Origin of the sequence: Lentzea sp. NPDC006480 (genome assembly GCF_040611995.1) — a bacterium.
Taxonomy (GTDB): domain Bacteria; phylum Actinomycetota; class Actinomycetes; order Mycobacteriales; family Pseudonocardiaceae; genus Lentzea.
Genome location: NZ_JBEXPJ010000360.1, coordinates 1 through 1,158, shown reverse-complemented (window position 1 = coordinate 1,158; position 1,158 = coordinate 1). Strand labels below are relative to the sequence as shown.

Below are 1,158 nucleotides of genomic sequence, written 5' to 3'. Positions count from 1 at the left end.
AGCTCGGCGAGCGTTGATCGAGATCGTCGCGCTGCACGTCTCACCCGTGCACGCCTACGAGGGCCGTCCGTCGGACGGCCCTCGTCCCGATCCCGGCCCGGTCTCGCGCTCGCAGGTCGAGGTGCGGGCCGGGCTCGGCATCGTGGGCGACCGCTACTTCAACCACCCCGCACACCGCAACGCCGCCGTCACGCTGATCGCGGCCGAGTCGCTGGACCCGTGGGCCGTGGATCCGTTGCTCGCCCGGCGGAACGTCGTCGTGCGGGGGTTCGATGTGGACTCACTGCCGCGCGGCACGGTCTTCAGCCTCGACTCCGGTGATGGGCCCGTGCGGTTCGAGGTCCACCGGCCCGCGAACCCGTGTGCCTGGATGGACGCGGTGATCGCTCCCGGTGCGTTCAAAGCGTTGCGGGGCAAGGGTGGCGTGCGGTGTGTGCCGCTCGACGACGGGGTGCTGCGCGTCGGGACAGCCGCGTTGGCGATCATGGACGCATGAAGTGGTTGCGCCGCAAGCCGACGATCATCACCGCCGTCAGCCTCGTCGTCGTGCTCGCAGCGGCAGCGACGCTCTGGAACGTGAGCAGCTCCCGCACCTTCCAGTTCTTCGGTGAGCTGGTCAACCGGGTCGAGACGAACGAGAAGGTCGTCGCCCTCACCTTCGACGACGGCCCGGATCCGGCAGGCGCCCAGCAGGTTCTCGACACCCTGCGGGAAGAACAGGCCAAAGCCACGTTCTTCCTGATGGGCCGGGACCTCGCGAGCCACCCGGAACTCGGCAGGAAGATCGCCGAGGCAGGCCACGAGATCGGCAACCACACCTACAACCACGAGCGGATGGTCGGCGTGACCCCGAGCACGGTCACGAAGGAGATCGAGGACACCGACCGGCAGATCCGCCAGACCGGCTACCAGGGCGAGATCCACTTCCGGCCGCCCAACGGCAAGAAGCTCTTCGCCCTGCCGCACTACCTGAGCGAGCACCACCGCAAGACGATCATGTGGGACGTCGAACCGGACTCCGAGGGAACGCCGTCGGCACCACAGATCGAGACCGACGTCCTCAACCAGACGAAGCCGGGCTCGATCATCCTGCTCCACCCGATGTACCTTCCCGTCCGAGATGATCCTCCTGCTTCTCCTCCTCGCGGCGACGGTGCT

General features: G+C 67.9%; 2 protein-coding genes. Both read left to right on the top strand.

Going from position 1 to position 1,158, the window contains the following annotated elements:
• Positions 1–496, top strand: a 496-nt coding sequence (locus ABZX92_RS45930; protein WP_355572499.1) for an MOSC domain-containing protein, incomplete at its 5' end; no start/stop codon positions are given.
• The coding region (locus ABZX92_RS45925) for a polysaccharide deacetylase family protein (RefSeq protein WP_355572496.1) at positions 493–1,158 on the top strand (666 nt) is incomplete at its 3' end. The genes ABZX92_RS45930 and ABZX92_RS45925, both read left to right, overlap by 4 nt.